This is a genomic window from Simplicispira hankyongi, from assembly GCF_003570885.1.
GTDB classification, from domain to species: Bacteria; Pseudomonadota; Gammaproteobacteria; order Burkholderiales; family Burkholderiaceae_C; genus Simplicispira; species Simplicispira hankyongi.
On the sequence record NZ_QXJC01000003.1, the window covers coordinates 937,391 to 953,783 of the forward strand.

The 16,393-nt window shown below is 65.7% G+C and carries 10 protein-coding genes; 4 read left to right on the plus strand and 6 right to left on the minus strand.

What is annotated here, in order from left to right; translation table 11 throughout:
- Positions 1-49 precede the first annotated feature (49 nt).
- From D3F03_RS11035 to trpE, 3 genes are read right to left on the minus strand one after another with little or no spacing between them, the layout of a single operon-like run.
- The gene (locus D3F03_RS11035) at positions 50-652 is read right to left on the minus strand and encodes an anthranilate synthase component II (RefSeq protein WP_119109387.1); all 603 of its coding nucleotides are present in this window, start codon (positions 650-652) and stop codon (positions 50-52) included.
- Positions 649-984 (minus strand): chorismate mutase, encoded by a 336-nt coding sequence (locus D3F03_RS11040; protein WP_119109388.1) that lies wholly within the window; start codon positions 982-984, stop codon positions 649-651. Before D3F03_RS11040 ends, D3F03_RS11035 begins: the two co-directional genes overlap by 4 nt.
- Complete coding sequence (gene trpE / locus D3F03_RS11045) at positions 981-2,480, minus strand: anthranilate synthase component I (RefSeq protein WP_119109389.1); 1,500 nt, start codon at positions 2,478-2,480, stop codon at positions 981-983. Before trpE ends, D3F03_RS11040 begins: the two co-directional genes overlap by 4 nt.
- Before the next feature lie 342 nt (positions 2,481-2,822).
- Between trpE and D3F03_RS11050 the strand changes: the two genes are divergently transcribed.
- On the plus strand, positions 2,823-3,410 hold the full coding sequence (locus D3F03_RS11050; RefSeq protein ID WP_119109390.1) for a chalcone isomerase family protein: 588 nt from the start codon (positions 2,823-2,825) through the stop codon (positions 3,408-3,410).
- A gap of 47 nt (positions 3,411-3,457) precedes the next feature.
- Here the strand turns inward: D3F03_RS11050 and gph are convergent, their stop codons facing one another.
- Positions 3,458-4,168, minus strand: coding sequence for a phosphoglycolate phosphatase (gph, locus tag D3F03_RS11055; RefSeq protein ID WP_119109391.1), 711 nt, complete (start codon positions 4,166-4,168; stop codon positions 3,458-3,460).
- Between the two features lie 143 nt (positions 4,169-4,311).
- Here gph and D3F03_RS11060 point away from each other — a divergent pair, with 143 nt between their 5' ends.
- Positions 4,312-4,710, plus strand: a complete 399-nt coding sequence (locus D3F03_RS11060; protein WP_119109392.1) for a hypothetical protein — start codon at positions 4,312-4,314, stop codon at positions 4,708-4,710.
- Between the two features lie 334 nt (positions 4,711-5,044).
- On the opposite strand, the gene D3F03_RS11065 is transcribed toward D3F03_RS11060, so the two are convergent.
- Together D3F03_RS11065 and rpe are read right to left on the minus strand one after the other, a co-directional pair.
- Positions 5,045-13,441: a glycoside hydrolase family 94 protein gene (locus D3F03_RS11065; protein ID WP_119109393.1), complete on the minus strand. Its 8,397-nt coding sequence runs from the start codon at positions 13,439-13,441 to the stop codon at positions 5,045-5,047.
- 414 nt (positions 13,442-13,855) lie between these two features.
- The gene (rpe, locus tag D3F03_RS11070; protein WP_119109394.1) at positions 13,856-14,542 is read right to left on the minus strand and encodes a ribulose-phosphate 3-epimerase; all 687 of its coding nucleotides are present in this window, start codon (positions 14,540-14,542) and stop codon (positions 13,856-13,858) included.
- Positions 14,543-14,573: 31 nt separating this feature from the next.
- Between rpe and apaG the strand changes: the two genes are divergently transcribed.
- The gene (apaG, locus tag D3F03_RS11075; RefSeq protein ID WP_119109518.1) at positions 14,574-14,963 is read left to right on the plus strand and encodes a Co2+/Mg2+ efflux protein ApaG; all 390 of its coding nucleotides are present in this window, start codon (positions 14,574-14,576) and stop codon (positions 14,961-14,963) included.
- A 3-nt stretch (positions 14,964-14,966) separates the two neighbouring features.
- Positions 14,967-16,283, plus strand: coding sequence for a cation:proton antiporter (locus D3F03_RS11080; protein ID WP_119109395.1), 1,317 nt, complete (start codon positions 14,967-14,969; stop codon positions 16,281-16,283).
- Positions 16,284-16,393 lie beyond the last annotated feature (110 nt).

The window sequence follows — 16,393 nt, forward strand, 5'->3', positions numbered from 1 at the left end:
AAGTTTTGGTGTTTTTGGCCTCTAGCGCTTATGCAGAAAGCGCTTCCAGCTATGATTTCGGGAGTTCATCAGCCCCTTGGAGCAGGAAGTTGCGCAGCAGCGCATGCCCGTGCTCGGAGAGGATGCTCTCGGGGTGGAACTGCACACCCTCGATGGGGAGCTGCTTGTGGCGCACGCCCATGATTTCGCCATCCTCCGTCCAGGCGGTGATCTCCAGCACCTCGGGGCAGCTCGCGCGCTCGATGGACAGCGAGTGGTAGCGGTTGACCGTGAACTGGCGCGGCAGCCCGGCAAACACCCCCGTCTGCGTGGTGGTGATGACGCTGGTCTTGCCGTGCATGAGCTGCTGCGCGCGCACGATGCGGCCCCCGAACGCCGCGCCGATGGCCTGGTGGCCCAGGCACACGCCGAGGATCGGCAGCCGACCGGCAAAGTGCGCAATGGCCGGCACCGAGATACCGGCCTCCTGCGGCGAGCAGGGGCCGGGCGAGACCACCAGCCGGTCCATGGCGCCGGACGCAAGGCGCGCATCCAGATCGGCCAACGTGACTTCGTCGTTGCGCACCACTTCCACGTCGGCGCCCAGTTCGCCGAAGTACTGGACGATGTTCCAGGTGAAGCTGTCGTAGTTGTCGATCATCAAGAGCTTCATGCGCTTTCTCCCTGGGCAGCGTGGCTGCGCAGCCGCGCGAATTCGCGTTCCTCGAAGGCGATGCAGGCCTCCATCAGGCTGCGGTAGATCTGCTCGATGACGTCGCTGTCGCCGCCTTCCTTCGAGGCCCCGCGGCGCACGCGCTGCACGATGTCTTCGATGCGCGCCTCGTCCCGCACCTGGCTGGCGCGCTGCTTGATGCGCGCGGCCTGCGTCATGTAGCCGACGCGCTCGACCAGCAGCGGCACCAGCACGTCGTCGAGCGCATTGATGGCGCGGCGCACGTCCTGCATGTCCTGGCAGGGCTTCACTTTTTCGATCGCGCGTGTCATTCCAGGCCCTCCTCGACCAGTTCTGCGGCGCGCAGGATGGCGCGCGCCTTGTGTTCGGTCTCGCGCCATTCGAGCTCGGGCACCGAATCGGCCACCACGCCGGCCGCGGCCTGCACGTACAGCTCGCCGTCCTTGACGATGGCGGTGCGAATCGCGATCGCCACGTCCATATCGCCCGCGTAGCTCAGATACCCGCAGGCGCCGCCATACAGGCCGCGTTTGGTGGGTTCCAACTGGTCGATGAGCTCCATGGCGTGCACCTTGGGCGCGCCGGTCAGCGTGCCGGCCGGGAAGGTGGCGCGCAGCACGTCCATGTTGCTCATGCCGGGCTTCAGAATGCCTTCGACGTTGCTCACGATGTGCATGACGTGGCTGTAGCGCTCCACCGCAAAGGCCTCAGTCACTTTCACGGTGCCGGTCTGGGCGATGCGGCCGATGTCGTTGCGCGCCAGGTCGATCAGCATGACGTGCTCGGCGCGCTCCTTGGGGTCGTTGATCAGCTCCTGCTCGGTGCGCTTGTCCAGTTCGGGCGTGGCGGCGCGCGGGCGCGTACCGGCCAGCGGGCGGATCGTCACCTTCTCGCCGAGATCGGTTTTCTCCTGGCGCACCAGAATCTCCGGGCTGGCCCCCACCACGTGGCTGTCGCCAAAGTGGTAGTAGTACATGTAGGGGCTGGGGTTGAGCGAGCGCAGCGCCCGGTAGAGCGACAGCGGACTGGCATCGAAGCGCTTGTGGATGCGCTGGCCCACCTGCACCTGCATGAAGTCGCCGCCGGCAATCAGCTCTTTGGCGCGCTCCACAGCCGCCAGGTAGTCCGCCTTGGCGAAATCGCGCTGCGCCGGGTGGCCCTGGCTGGCCTGCACCTGCGGCGCGCTGACCGAATAGCGCAATTGCTCGCGCAAACTGCGCAAACGCTTCTTGGCGCCGCTGTAGGCCTCAGGGCGCGCCGGATCGGCGTAAACGATGAGGTAGAGCTTGCCCGACAGGTTGTCGATAACCGCCAGCTCTTCACACTGCAGCAGCAGGATGTCGGGCATGCCCAGGGTGTCGGGCGGGCAGCTGTGCTCCAGCTTTTTCTCGATGTGGCGCACCACGTCGTAGCCAAAGTAGCCCGCGAGGCCCCCGCAGAACCGGGGCAGGCCCGGCCGCAGCGCCACCTTGAAGCGCTTCTGGTAGGCCTCGACGAAATCGAGCGGGTTGCCGGGCGCGCTTTCGACCACCTGGCCGTCGGTCACCACTTCGGTCACCGCGTCGGCACCGAAGCCGCGCGAGCGCAAGAGCGTGCGCGCCGGCAGGCCAATGAAGCTGTAGCGGCCAAAGCGCTCGCCGCCGACCACCGATTCGAGCAGGAAGCTGTACGCGCCATTGCCTTGGGCATGCGCCAGCTTGAGGTAAAGGGAGAGCGGGGTTTCGAGATCCGCAAACGCCTCGATCATGAGGGGAATGCGGTTGTAGCCTTCGCGAGCGAGGCTGTGGAATTCAAGTTCAGTGATCACGGAGGTGTCCTGCCAAGGCGGCAGGCGGGCCAGCAGGCTGGCGCGCCGGGGTTCATCGTAGGGGGCCTGGAGGCCCCCGGGGCGGGCGCCAGGCAGCAGGCCGGACGCTCTAACAACGCGGTGCAGTGCGAGCCCGCCAGGGCCAGGCTCCCCGGTCGCTGCGACCTGCGATGAATGCGCGGTGAATGAACATCCGGCAAAGTGTAGCAAACCGCGCGTGCACGGTGCGTTGGATGGCCTCAAAACGGAACCCGGCTGTTAAGCGAAAACCCTGTTGCGCAAGCCAGAACAATTTGCAACACTCAATAAAATAGTACGAACGTTCTTTTTTTAGGAGTCGCTATGCCACGGTTTTCCCGTACCGCCCTCACCTGTCTTCTCAGCGCCCTGCTGGCTGCAGGCACTTATGCGGCTCCCGTCACTCTGGCGGATGTGAAATACGCGGACAGCATGAAGCTGCAGGATTCCGCGCTGCAACTCAATGGTGCAGGCATTCGCTACAAAGCCATTTTCAAGGTCTATACCGCAGGCTTGTACCTGGAAAAGAAGGCCTCGACACCGGCGGAAGTGTTTGCCTTGGCAGGGCCCAAGCGCCTGTCCATCACCATGCTGCGCGAAATCGATTCGACGGAACTAGGCAAGCTGTTCTCCCGCGGCATGGAAGACAACATGGACCGCGCCTCATTCTCCAAGCTCATCCCTGGCGTGCTGCGCATGAGCCAGATTTTCTCTGACCACAAAAAGCTTGAGGCAGGCGACAGCTTCATGATCGATTGGGTGCCAGGCAAGGGCACCATCATCACGGTCAAGGGCGTGGTCCAGGGCGAACCGTTCAAGGAACCCGCCTTCTTCAACGCCTTGCTCGGTATCTGGCTGGGCAACAAGCCGGCCGACTGGAAGCTCAAGGACGCCCTGCTCGGCAAGGACTGAGCCGCCTGTTTCGCCGCACCGAGCCAGCAAACTTGAGGCCTGTCGCTTCAAGCGCCATGGGCGAGCGCTGCAAGCGAATCCACCCAGGCGTCGGCGTCCACCTCGCGCGCTGGACGGCCATGGTTGTAGCCGTAGGTCACCAGCAGTACCGGACAGCCTGCAGCGCGTGCCGCTTGGGCGTCGTTGGCCGAGTCGCCAATCATCAAGGTGCGCGCCGGCTGCACGCCCAGGGCGTCGCAGGTGCGCAGCAGCGGCAGGGGATCGGGCTTCTTCGCCTCGAAGGCATCGCCACCCGATACCTGAATAAACAAGGCACGCAGGCCCATGCCGACGAGCAGCGCCTCGGCGAACGCCGTGGGCTTGTTGGTGACGCAGGCCAGGCGCAGGCCGGCACCGGCGAGCGACTCCAGGCCCTCGCGCACCCCTGGATAGACCTGTGCGTACTGGCCGTTGATGGCATGGTAGTGCCGCTGGTAAGCGGGCCAGGCGCGGGTGTAGAGCGCTTCTATTTCAGTAGCATCAATCGCTTGGCCATTCTGCCGGAGCACGTGATTTAGCACGGATTTGAGCAAATGCTCGGAGCCCTTGCCGACCATTTTTCCGATCAACCCGGCGCCAATCGCTGGCAAATCGAGCTCTGCGAGCATGCGGCCCAGTGCCTCGGCGAAATCGCCCAGCGTGTCCACCATCGTGCCATCCAGATCGACCATCGCGGCGTCCACATCGAACCTGTACCCCGACACCCCCAATATGGCCATGCTGCCCCTCCAAGCGAGAAAGTGTGCGAGTTTAGGGGACGTGCGCTGTCATCAACGTCTGACAGACAGCCCCCCCATGGGCAGGCCATGCTGCTGGCCATGCCCTGCCTTCCGGCAGAGCACTGCACCACAAAGGAATTGCCATGCACCCCATTCGATACACCTTGTCGCTTGCGCCCCTGACGCTACTGCTGCTGGTCGGCACAGCGCAGGCCGCCGCACCCAGCGACGCGGCACACCAACGCTACGAGCAGGACCGCCAGGCCTGCCTGAGCGGCAACACCTGGGAGGCACGCGATACCTGCCTCCGGGAAGCCGGCGCTGCCTTGCAGGCTTCGCGCCGCGGCAATCTGACCAGCGACGATGCCACGCGCCTGGCCGACAACGCCTTGCAACGCTGCGACGTGTTCAAGAACCACGAGGACCAAGCCGCTTGCGTGGCCCGTGTGCAGGATGCAAGCAAGGTCAGCGGCTCGGTGAAGGAGGGCGGTTTGCTGCGCGAGAGCGTGACCACCACCACGACGGTCGTGGAACCCAAGTAGCCCTAGGCAAGCAGATCGGGCCCTGCGAAAACGGGCTCCGCTTTCAAACCGCAAGGTAGGCGTGCACAGCGACCTACCTTTTTGTATGTCTCTGTCCGGCCTAAGGCGATGCTGAATAAGTCAGCGCGATGACGCGCGCCGTGCATTGGGATGGGATGCAAGGCGCAAACCGCAGCCATAGCCGCAGCTATGGCGAGGATTTGCAACGCCGCAGACCGCCCGAAGCACGGATGCGCGGCGCGTGAGGGACTTGTTCAGCATGGCCCTAACGCCGGCATTGCCCTGCGCGCAAGACCACGGGCAGATGCCGATACCACCTGCCCCGGTACATGCCCTACACCGTAGGCACCGAGGCAACCTGTTTCGGTGCCGCATTGCGCGAGACGACCACCAAGTAGCGGCCACCTTCGTCACCAGTCGGCAACACAGCCCACTCCCCTACCCCCAGCATCTGCACGCCCTTCTGTCGGGCTTCAGAGAGCGCACCGTGCACATCTTCGAAGCACACCGTGAAGTGGTGCGTGGCGCCGCCGCGGACCAATTGGAGGTGAATCTGCGGCCAATGGCCAGGAAGGCAGGGCCGCAGGCGCACGCGCTCTGCCTGCACTTCAAGGCCCAGAATGGATTCGACCGCCGCACGGTGCATCCAGGCCGCTGACCCGGTGTACCAGCTCCACCCGCCGCGCCCCACATACGGCGCCTCGGTGTAGACATCGCCCGCCATGGCATAGGGTTCGAGCGCGTAGGCCGCCTTTTGCTCTGGATCGGCGTTGCGGTGCGCCGGGCTCAGCTGGGTGAAGGTGCGGTAAGCGCCATCGCCATCGCCCAGCCGCGCCTGGGCCATCAGCTTCCAGACGCCGGCGTGCGAATACTGGCCGCCGTTCTCCCGCACACCGGGCGGATAGGCCTGGATGTAGCCGGCGCTTGGCTCCATGTGCTGCAGCGGCGGCGTGAGCAGGCGGTTGAGGCCAGCGTTCTCGTCTACCAACAGCTCAGCGACCGCAGCCATGGCCAGGTGTTGGCGCTCGGGCGTTGCCGCCCCGGACAGCACGCTCCAGACCTGTGCAATCAGGTCGATGCGGCACTCGGCCGCGTCGCGCGTGCCCAGCGGCGTGCCGTCGTCGAAGAAGGCGCGTTTGAACCACGCGCCGTCCCAGGCCGGTCCGGCCAACGCCGTGCGCCAGCCTTGCGCGGCCTGGCGCCAGCGGTCAACGCGTTCATGGTCGGCGCGTGCCTCGGCCAGGGGCAGGAACGCATCGGTCACGGCGCACAGGAACCAGGCCAGCCAGACCGATTCGCCGCGCCCCTTGTCGCCGACAAGGTTCATGCCGTCGTTCCAGTCGCCGGAGCCGATCAGGGGAAGGCCGTGCACGCCGACCTTGAGGCTGCTGTCCAAGGCCCGGGCGCAGTGCTCATAGAGGCTGGCCGACGCGCTGCTCACGGTCGGCACGAAGTAGGCGTCGTGCCCGCCTTCGGGTATGGCCGGCCCGTCCAGAAATGCCACCGCTTCGTCAAGCACGGCCACATCGCCCGTCACTTGAACGTAGCGCGCCACGGCTTCGGGCAGCCACAGCAGATCGTCGGAGCAGTGGGTGCGCACCCCGGCGCCCGTGGGCGGGTGCCACCAGTGCTGCACGTCGCCTTCCTCGAACTGGCGCGAGGCCGACAGCAGGAGCTGCTGGCGCAGCAAGTCCGGCGCGACGATGGCCAGGGCCATGGCGTCCTGAAGTTGGTCGCGAAAACCGAAAGCGCCGCCCGCCTGGTAAAACCCCGCACGCCCCCACATGCGGCAACCCACCGCCTGGTACAGCAGCCAGTGGTTGACCAGCGCATCGAACAAGGGGTCGGGCGTTTGCACCTGCACGGGCGCCAGCAGTTGCGCCCACTGCGCATGCGCCGCCGTTTCCCGGCGCGAGGCGTCTTGCGCCGCGCTTTCATCCAGACACACCCGAGCGAGCGCAAGCGCCTCCTCGTGGCTTGCACCATGGCCCAGCAGAAAGACGCAATCCCGGCCAGATCCGGCCGGCACCTCCAGCGGGCACGACAGCGCAGCACAAGGGTCCAGCCCCAGACCTGCCTGCTCGGCCAGGTGATCGGGCACGACACGGTGGCCGCGCGCGTCAAAAAACTCGCGCCGGTCGCAGGTCCAGTCGATAGGCGCAGGCTGCGCCTGCGGCGTGCAAACGGCAAAGAACGCCGTGCTGCCACCGTAGCCCGATTGGGCGTCGCGCTGGATGGCAAGCAGCACCGGCACCGGTGCGCTGGGCGCAGCAGCCATCTCGCCGCCATCGCACGCGGTGGCAACGCTCTGGCGGTCCAGGCGCTGGCTGCCCATCACCCACTCGATCAGACCGACAGCACGCAGGCGCAGCGTCTCACTCCCGAGGTTGGTGATGGCCAGGCGCACTTGTTTGAACGGGCGCTGCGGGTCCACGCACCAGCTCGTGCGCACCGCCAGATCGCCATGGCGCTGCTCAATCACGGTGAGCCCCTGGCCGTGCTCGATCTTGCGCACGCCTTCGAACCCTTTGCCCACGCCAAACAGCGCCTTGGTGCGCACGTTCTGCAGCCAGAAGGTCTCGCCGCCGGGGTCGGAGACGGGATCGTTGGACCAGACCGTGAGCTTGTGCTGCTGGCTGTTGCCGGCCCAGCTGTAGCCGGCGCCGGCTTCCGACACCTGCGTGCCGAAATCCGGGTTGGCCAGCACATTGATCCACGGGCGCGAGAGCTGCTGTTGCGCTGTGATGTCAAAGCGGAACGCTCCGCTCTGCGCGTCGAATTCGCCTGTCGGCGCACCGCCTGGGTTGCCGGCGAGTGGCGGATTCGGCGACGCAGGGTTCTGGTCGATGCGTGCATCCAGCGCAGCGTCGTGCCACTGCGCCAGGTCGTGCACTTGCTGCGGCAGCGGCCGCCCGTCGGCCGACAAGCGTACCCGCGCCAGCATGCGCAGCGTCGTGAGTTCTTGGTCGGAGAGTTCGGGCAGGCGCAACAGGTGCATCCCGCAGGCCCGCGCCGGGTCCACATCCGTGCTCTGCGCCTTGTGGACTTCCTGCAGTTCCTGAAGGGCGAGCTGCAGCGGCATCTGGTAGGACGGTGGTTCAGCGTTGACCACCACCAGGTCACATGGCAGCCCCCCCCAGGACCACAGCCGCAGCGCCTGCACCATCGAGCGCACCAGCCGCACCCCGTGCCCTGCGCTGATTTCCACCAACAGCATGGGGCGATCGCCCGAGATGCCGAAGCGCCACAGCGTGCGCCGGTCGCCCAGATACTTTCCACCGGTGGGCAGGGCCCGCGGGCCGGGCCGGGCGTGCAGCATGGCGATCAGGGTGGAAAGCGTCTGAATAGCCGCGCGGTCTTCGCGCACGATGCCCATATCGCGCATGCGCACTGCGGCCAAAGTGGCAGACATCAGCACAGCGCGCTCCACCACGGCTGGCTGGCGGTACCGGTCGACGAGCGTCTCAAGCGCATCGCGGTGGTTGGCTGCGGCCGTAGCCAGCGTGAACTGTCTGTGCGACTGCGCTGGCACCACGAGGCGCAGCGACAGAACCGCCACGGGATCCAGGCCCGTTGGCAAGGTGGTCTTCCCGGCAGGAGGCGCATCGCACTGTGCCAGTGGAGCGGCAGCGTCACGGTTGCGACCGAGCCACGCTGCGCGGTCGGTCTGCACCCGAAGCGCCAGCGGCTCGCCCTCGCTGTGCGCGAGAAAATGCACCGCATACAAGGGCTGCTCGTCGCTGGTATGGGGGTGCCGGTCAAAGTACAGCGCCTGATCGGCGTTCACCCACTCGGCTTTCACGAACAGGTTGGCGAACGCCGGATGCGCCTCGTCGGCGCGGGCTTCCATCAGCGACACCTCGAACGCCGAGAACAGCTCCAGCTCGATGGGCGCCGACGTCAAATTCCACAGCTCGATGCGCCGCAGCTCCACATCGTCTTCCGGGCTGACCCGGACGGTGCAGCAGCTGCGCAGATCCGCCCATTCGGCATGCAGACTGGCATGGTCGCCATGCAGGGTGGCACGGTAGGCCGCTCGCAGATCCGCCGCCGGATGCTGCGTGATCGACACCAGGGGCGATTCACCCTGCTGAGTGCCCCCCACGCGGCGCAGGTAGACAAAGTGGCCATAGGCATCGCGCAAGGCATCTTCTCGCCAGCGTGAGATATCGGCGCTGCCATAGCGGCTCCACCCGGCGCCATTGGCGCGCAGGGACACGCTGTACTTGCCGTTGGACAGCAACAAGGTGGGTTCGATGGCCGTGGCTCCAGGCACCACGGCCCGCGATGGCGAGACCCGCGCCGTGGCGCGCAGCGCACGGCGCGGCTGCATCAGCGGCTCGACGAGGCGCGGAATCTCGCGCGGGATGGCTTCCTGCAACAGGCCCGAGACGGCGCGCAGACGCGGGTCTGCCATGGTCCAGCGGCGCGGGGCCGAATCGAGCAACACATTGGCCAAACCCACCAGCGTCATGCCCTGGTGGTGCGCCATGAAAGTGGACACGGGCTGGAAACGGCTGGTAGCGCTCTGGCGCTCCGGGCTGTAGTCGAGCGCCTCAATAAAGCCCACGTCAGCGCGGGCGTACAAGGCTTCGAGCCGGTGAAAATTGGCCACGGCGGCGGGCGCGTCAAACATCACCGCCAAACCGGTTGCATACGGGGCCACCACGAGATCGTCGGCAGGCGTGCGACGCAGCGCCAGTCGCGGCACCCCCTGAGGGGCGTATTGGTAGGCCAACGTGTGGTCGCCTGCGGCATACGCGCATTCCGAAATGCCCCACGGCACGTCACATCGCTGCGCATAACGCTGTTGTTCGTAAATCGCCGACCATGCCGCGGTATTGAGCGCACTGCCCACCGGCTCATCGAGCAACAGGGCCGGCATCAGGTACTCGAACATGGAGCCCGACCAGGAGCGCAAGGCCGCATGCTTGCCCACGCCATAGTACGGCCGCCCCAGCGCCCCCCAGTGCTCCGCCGGCACATCGCCCTTGGCGATGGCCCACAGACTGGCGAGCCGTGCTTCCGACGCCAGCAGGTCGTAAAAGCTGTTGTCGAGCGCTGCGTCCGCCACCCGGTAGCCAATGTGGAACAAGCGCTTGCCCGGGTGGTACAGAAACCCAAACTGCGCCTGCACCGCCATTTGGCGGCAACGCGCAGACACGGCTTGCAGCCGGTCGGCGAGCGGCGCGGGGACGTCTTCCTCCGAATGCACCCACAGTGCCTCGCAAGCACCGGAAAGCGCCAGCAGATGGCCACACAGGTTGCCGCTGTCGACTGTCGACACGTAGCTCGGTGTGAGCACGTCCAGCGTGCGGGTGTCGTACCAATTGAAGAAATGCCCCTGGTAGCGCGGGAGCGTGTCGAGCGTGGCCAGCGTGGCCTCACAGCGTGCCAGCATCTGCGCGGTATCAATCCAGCCAAAGGAGCGCGCGCAGGCCACCGCCACCAGATACAGACCAATGTTGGTGGGTGAGGTTCTCTCGGCCACCATGGTGCTGGGCACGGTCTGCACATTATCGGGCGGCAGGTGGTGCGTTGGCTCTCCGACATGGCGAACAAAGAACCCCCAGGTGTCGCGGGCGATCCCCGTCAGATAGGCATTTTCCCGCGGGGTAGCCTGCGGCCTGAACTGGACGCCCCAGGCGCGGCTGGCCAGCCAGATCCAGACAGGCGTTGCCGCCCAGGTGGCACAGAGCAGCGCACTGAACACCGGCCATGCGGTGTTCTGCCGCCACAGCAGCAGCCATATCAGCGCCGACGCCAGGGTAACGGGGGCGTGCGCGACGACGAGACCTGTCAAGCGGGTCTGGGCAGCTGCCTGCGCGCTCGCCGCCGTGGTCCATTGCAGCAGGCCTCGGTGGCTGACAAAACTGCGCCACAGCGCGCTCGCTGCCGCGTGGAGCAACAGCATGGCCTGCTGCAGCAACGTGACAAGATTCCACAGCGTGCTGCCAAAGGCGCGCAACACCTCTTTTGCGGCTTGCCGGTAGAAATATTCAATGGCCACATTGTCGCGAGCAGGGGCCAAGCCAGCCAGCGCACCGATCAGCGGACCAGCGCCGAAAGCCAGCAGCACCCACGCCAGCGTGGCCCAGGGAGAGAGGGGCGCACCCGCCAGCGCCAGCACCAGCAAGGCCACCGACGCCGGCGCCACCAGCGAGCGGCGCAGGTTGTCGATGAGTTTCCAGCGGGCAATTCCGAGCAGGGCATAGCGGCGCCACTGAAGCATGAGCGGCAGCAACTGCCAGTCCCCGCGCGTCCAACGGTGAATACGGGCGGCCGCCACGTCGGCGTGCAGCGGCGCGTCTTCCATCAGCGTGATGTCGCTCACCGTGGCGCAGCGCGCGATTGAGCCTTCAAGCAGGTCGTGGCTGAGAATCTGGCCCTCTGGCAGCCTCTGGCCCAACACCGCATGCATGGCACGCACGTTCAGCAGGCCTTTGCCAACAAAGCTTCCTTCGGAAAACAGGTCCTGGTAGATCTCGGACGTGGCGGCGCTGTAGGGGTCGATACCACAGCGGCCCGAAAACAGCCAATGGAACGGCGTCGCAGTGGCAGGTTCAGGCAAGGGGGTGGTCAGGCGGGGCTGCAAAATGCCAAACCCCGAAACGACCCGCCGCAGTTGGCCATCCACCTGTGGGTGGTTGAGCGGGTGCGCAGCCACGCCCACCAAGGCCCGCAGGGTTCCAGGTGGCAGGCCGGTGTCGCTATCGAGCGTCACGATATACGGCGTGGCAGCCACTGGTTGCGACAACGGCCCCAGGTCCACGAAAGGCGATTCGCCACCTTCTGCAAGCAGCTGAACCAGGCGTTCAAGCTTGCCACGTTTGCGCTCCCAGCCAATCCAGCGGCGTTCGGTCGGCGCCCAGCTGCGCTCACGGTGCAGCAACAGAAAACGGCGCGGCGCGCCCTTCAGGTCCATTTGGCGGTACCGCGCCTCCAGCGCCTCAAGCTCCGATTGCGCCTGCGCCAACAGCGCGGCATCCCCTGGCTGCATGGCGGCATCGGCATCGGCGTAGTCGCTCAATAGGGCAAACTGGGCGCAGGCCTCGCTGTTGGCAAGGTAATGCTGTTCCAGTTGCAGCGCCAGCTCGTGCACGGTCTTGAACGATGTCAGCATCGCCGGCACCACCACGAGCACGCGGTGCTCGGGCGGAATGCCCGACAACAATGCGTACCGCGCAAGACGCCTGGGCGGCAGGGACTCGCTGAGCAGGCGATGCACCACGGCAAGGACGGCCTCCCCCGCAGGAAAAATGGCCAGCAGGCCCAGGCCCCACAGTACAGCGCCAGGAGTGGAGCGCCACGAAAAATCCTGCCCCAACAACAACCACGCCGCCGCGGCCACACTTCCCACCAAGAGCACGGCCACATAGGCGGGCAGGATGCTGCGTCGCAACAATTGCCGAGCGGCCCAGAGACGCTGCGTGCGCATGCCCAAGACCGTGTACAGCGCCTTGCGGCCCGGTCCGCGCAACCAGTACCCAGGCGCTGCCAACGCGTCGCCAGGGTCTTCGTCCCTCTCGCCTGGCGCCTGGCTGGCACTTGCCGCCCCCTTTGCGCCAGCACCCGCCACGCCTTCCGGGGGCATCAGCGCCAGCAACTGGCTGGCAATGAAGGATTCGCTGTGCGGGCTGCGCCGGGCGAGACGCTGGATGGCAAACAAGCTGACGTCTTGCGTGTCTTCGCGCTCCGCCAGGAACGTGGACGATGCCTGCAGGGTACGCACCAGCACGCTGGTGTGGTTCACCACTTCTCGCCAGTCGGCATCCTCCAGGGTATGCAGCGCCAGAATGGCGTTGCGCATGCTCAGATTGTCGGCGGCCTTTTCCACATGCTGTTCGACCTGGGCAGAGGAAGGATCGGGCAACAGCCTGGACAGGCTTGCGCGCACCGGATCGAGTGCAGCGCCTGGCAGGGTCAACCGTGGCGTGGCGAAATCAAGGCTGTCGGTGTTCAGCCTTTCATGTACCTGCAGTGCAAAGGGTCGGCCCACACCACGTCGCGCCATGGCATCGAACCGCTGCTCCAGCGCTTCAGGACGGGGCGCGCCGGATTCCAGCAGCGCATCGCACCACCGATCCGCGGCCTGCCGCGCCGCCATGGCCGTCGCCACCCGTTCCGCCAGGCGGCGCAGGTTTTCCACCAGCAGCACGCGCAGCGTAGGCGCAAGCGCCCAGATTTCACCAAACGTCAGTTCGCTCACCGTCTGGTAGGCGTTCAGAAAGCTGACCAGCAGATCGCTGTCGATGGCGCTGTCTGTGTGCGCCACAAATGCCCACGCTACGCCATAGATGCGGGGCATGCCGGCCAGGTGCTCACCCCTGAGAACGGGCAGGCTCGCGTAGTAGCGTCTGGGCAAGTGCAAGCCGATCTCATCGGTCTGCGCCATGAGCATCTGAAAATTGTCGAGCAGCCATTCGCCCGCAGGGCTCACATGGTGGCCCGTGCGCTCCTGCTCGGCGATGTAGGCGTGCGACTGGCGCAATACCCGCAGGTTCTGCTGAAGTCGCGGATAAAAGGGGCGCGCCGGTGACAGCGCACTGCCGCTGTCGAAATGCGCTTGCGCCAAACTTATCCCATGCTGCTCCAGGCGGGCAACACCGAAAATTTCCGAACGAATGGGCGGCTCCAACTCGCCCATTTGTGGATTCAGAAAACCTTGGAAGCCGCCGCTGCTGTTCGCGCGCCTGGCTGTGAAGTTGCGCAGCGCCACGGGAAAGGTCAAAGTTGCTGTTTACCAGTACACGCTAAGAGCGAGCAGGCCGCTTGCCACGGCGACCATGCTGACGGAGCGGCCACTGAGAAAAGCATCCAGTGCTTCCGCCGTGCAACACACTCTGTGCCAGGCGCCATTGGCCCGATCACACGCACAGACATAGCGTCGGAGGCTGTCATGCTCCACCACAACGGAGCTTCCAGGCGTACGGGGCGGAGAAAAGGAAGGATGGGAGCGGTTTGTCATGGAACTTCGCCTTTTGCGGCTCGGCGTAAACACACCCCACATGCCAAGCCCTTTGATGCAAAGTCCATGCTAGGTCTGCCCAAACAGCACGTCTGTCAGAGAAGATGCCGACAATACCTGCCCCGGCCAGGCCCTGGCAGCCCCTGCACAGGGCTGACCACCCCCACAGCTGACTGGTCAGCCCTGTGCCAGTCGTGCGCGCATCGCGTCGATCACGCCTTTGTAGTCGCTTTTGCCGAAAATGGCGCTGCCTGCGACGAAGGTATCGGCGCCGGCGTCGGCCACGCGGCGAATGTTGTTTTCCTTGATGCCGCCGTCCACTTCCAGCCGGATGTCCTTGCCGCATGCATCGATGCGGCGGCGCACGTCTTCGATCTTGCGCAGCGCCGAATCGATGAAGCTCTGGCCGCCAAAGCCGGGGTTGACGCTCATGATGAGAATCACGTCGATGTCGTCGATCACCCAGTCAAGCACATCGAGCGGCTCTGCCGGGTTGAAAACCAGGCCCGGCTTGGCCCCGCTGGCGCGAATCGCCTGGATGCTGCGGTGCACATGGTGCACCGCGTCGGGATGAAAGCTGATGCTGTCGGCTCCCGCCTCGGCAAAGGCTGCCGCCAGCGCATCGACCGGCTGGACCATCAGGTGCACATCAACCGGCACGGGCGTTCCGTCGGCGGTCTTGGCGTGGGGCTTGAGCGCCTGGCAGACCATCGGGCCAAACGTGAGATTGGGGACGTAGTGGTTGTCCATCACGTCGAAATGAATCCAGTCGGCGCCGGCAGCGATGACGCTCTTGACTTCTTCGCCCAAGCGGGCAAAGTCGGCTGAAAGAATCGAAGGGGCAATGCGGAAGGTGCGGCTCATGCGAGCGATTGTCGCAGTTACCATGCGCCCCATGCAGCAGCTTCCTTTTGACATCGACGTGCAAACGGCCTTCCTGGCCGAGCAGTCCGCGCCCGAGCGCCATGTGTTTGCCTTCAGCTACACCATCACCATCACCAACACGGGCACTGCCCCAGCGCAGCTCATCGCGCGCCACTGGGTCATCCAGGACGCCGAGGGTCCGCAGGACGACGTGCGCGGCCTCGGCGTGGTCGGCCAGCAGCCGCTGCTGCGGCCGGGGGAGCATTTCCAGTACACCAGCGGATGCCATTTGCGCAGCGAGACTGGCAGCATGGAGGGCAGCTACCGCTTCGTGACCGAGGAAGGCGACCCATTCGACATTCCCATCCCGCGCTTCGTGCTGGATGTAGCCCAGGGCGGCGCATTGCGCGTGCTGCACTGACGCATGGAGTTCCTGCCCCACTGGCCGCTCTCGGCCAATACGCTTTTTTTCTTTGGTTTTCTGCTGTTTTGTGGCGCATTGGGCGGCTATGTCGCGCACCGCTGGCGCTGGTTGCCGAGCATCACCGGCTTCATGGTGGTGGGTTTTGTCGCCGGCCCGAATGTGCTGGGCGTGATCAGCGAGGCAGGTCTGGAGCAATCGCGCATCGTGGTGGACGTCGCACTGGCGCTGATCCTTTACCGCCTGGGATTGTCGATCGATACAAAGCGCTTCGCCCAGGATCGCCAGGTGGTGCTGGTATCGCTGGCCGAGAGCGCACTGACTTTTGCGGCCGTGTTCTACGGGTTGGCGCAGGTCGGCGTCACGGGGCTGGCGGCGGCCGTGATCGCAACCATCGCGATTTCCTCATCGCCCGCGGTGCTCATTCACGTCGCCCATGAGATGCGGGCCTCAGGCCCGGTAACCGAGCGTGCCATGCTGTTGGTGGCACTGAACAACGTGATTGCTTTTATCGCCTTTGCGGCAGTCTTGCCGGCGCTCTACGGCGAAGCCAATGCACCCTTTGCCGTGATGGTCGGCGCCCCGCTGTACCAGGTGCTGGGCTCGGGCGCGCTGGGGCTTGCCATGGGGGGCCTGCTGCATCTGGCGGCGCGCAAGACCAAGGTGGCCGAGCAGTACCAGCTGGCGCTGGTCATCGGCGCCGTGATGATGACCGTGGGCGCCGCGCTGGTGCTCAAGCTCTCTGCGCTGTTCGCGCCGCTGGTGCTGGGCATGGTGGTGCGCAGCATGGAGCGCGCCAAGCTGATCGCCAATATCGAGTTCGGGTCATCGTTCGAACTGTTCTTCATCGTGCTGTTCGTCTACGCCGGCGCCAACCTGCATGTCGCCGCCATCGTCGACCATTGGCCGGCCGTGCTGGTATTTGTCGGCGCACGCGCCGCCGCCAAATGGCTGGGCGTGGGCGGCTCGGCGCTGCTGCTGGGCGCAAGCGCGCGCCAGGCAGGCAGCACCGGCCTCTTGCTGCTGCCCATGGCGGGGCTCGCGATTGGCCTGGTGAACACCACGCTCACCCTGTTCCCGGAAAAGGGCGCGCTGGTAGGCTCGGTGGTCCTCGCCGCCGTGGCATTGCTGGAAACCTTAGGGCCACCCATTGCGGCGCGTGCGCTGCGCTGGTCGGGCGACAAGGTCGATGAGAATGGGGCTTCACCCAGCCAGGGCGGGCACCCCCGCGCTGCGGCGGCCCAAACGTCCCGCCACACTGGCGACCAGGCCGGCACCGCCGACGCCGCTGCAGAACTGCCGATCGGGCGCAGCACGTAAGAACGTGTTTGCGATCTAAGGGCGCGGCACGCGCCGACACAGCGGCCCGCCAAGCGCCTTGTATATTCAACTGGCGCCCAGGCCGGCTCCTGGGAAACAAGTCTGCAGGC